Annotated in this window: 2 protein-coding genes; both read right to left on the bottom strand. The window is 47.4% G+C overall.

What is annotated here, in order from left to right:
• Positions 1 to 13: 13 nt before the first annotated feature.
• Positions 14 to 280, bottom strand: a complete 267-nt coding sequence (locus ACTHUM_RS17295) for a helix-turn-helix domain-containing protein (protein ID WP_070459993.1) — start codon at positions 278 to 280, stop codon at positions 14 to 16.
• Positions 281 to 404: 124 nt separating this feature from the next.
• Positions 405 to 536, bottom strand: a complete 132-nt coding sequence (locus ACTHUM_RS17300) for a helix-turn-helix transcriptional regulator (protein WP_440403599.1) — start codon at positions 534 to 536, stop codon at positions 405 to 407.
• Positions 537 to 641 lie beyond the last annotated feature (105 nt).

Consider the following 641-nt stretch of genomic DNA (forward strand, 5'->3'; position numbering starts at 1 on the left):
GTTTTTTACGGGGTTAGATGGCGTTATGCTTACTCTTTCCCGACACCAGCAAAGAAAACCGCCCGCGTTTCACGGTCGCCCCGAATTGGTTTTGCACTTCTTCCATCACGGTTATGATTTCATGCCCCGCTCTGCGAAGTTCCATAATGCGTGAGTTATAGCCAAGTATGCCCATCTGTGCCAGCTCCCATGATGTAACGCTCCCTTTTCTCAATCGGGCTAAAATGCGCTCTCTTTGGCTTGGCGTTTTGGGCTTGTTATTGATACAATCAAGTTTCATAATCTACTCTTCTTTCTACCGTCTGAATGTCCGTTCAGGCGGTCTTATTTTTTAAAAATCAGGTCTTGAGTTACAATCGCGCGCGCGGGCGCGTACTGTTACGAAAACTCCTGTTCTCCTTTCATTAGCTTGCCTGTTCTGTAAGCCATTTCTTCACTTCTCCTGCTACATAAAAGCGGCTGCGCGTGCCTGTGATTTGGCGTGATTGCGGGAATTGTCCTGCTGCCTCCAGTCGTCTGATTTGGCTGCTACTCAAGCGAGTGATTCCGCGCCGTCCTTTTGCTTGGCTTGTCTCAAGTTCTGCAATAGTTAATTGCGCGGTATCAGGTAAGCAGTCGATATTGATAATGTGCATTTATTG

This window comes from Neisseria sp. P0021.S006, from assembly GCF_051956895.1.

Coding starts and splice junctions, on each gene's coding strand:
- ACTHUM_RS17295 (WP_070459993.1), bottom strand. CDS start 280: ATGAAACTTGATTGTATCAATAACAAGCCCAAAACGCCAAGCCAAAGA.